Raw genomic sequence first — 234 nt, 5'->3', positions numbered from 1 at the left:
ACCAGCATGGCGGCGATCGGGCCGTAGATCATGGTCACGTAGATGACCAGGATGAACAGCAGCAGGACCAGCATCGGCTTGTTGATCTGGGCCGGGTCGGCCTTTTCCGGATAGCCGGCGGCTTTCAGGGCGGCGGTCACGTCCTTCTTGAGGGCGGCTTCCTTGGCCTTGCTGTCCTTGTCGAAGTCCAGGCCGTCAGGCGTCATGGTGGCGTTGTAGCCCTGGAAGACCTGG

Annotated in this window: 1 pseudogene; it reads right to left on the bottom strand. The window is 62.4% G+C overall.

Annotated elements, in window-relative coordinates:
- Positions 1 to 234, bottom strand: a pseudogene (locus KVT32_RS31620) (MFS transporter); the annotation flags it as partial.

The sequence above is a fragment of the Achromobacter sp. GbtcB20 genome, from assembly GCF_019091095.1.
In the GTDB taxonomy this organism is placed as follows: domain Bacteria; phylum Pseudomonadota; class Gammaproteobacteria; order Burkholderiales; family Burkholderiaceae_B; genus Achromobacter; species Achromobacter mucicolens.
This window is presented reverse-complemented; position numbering and strand designations above follow the sequence as displayed.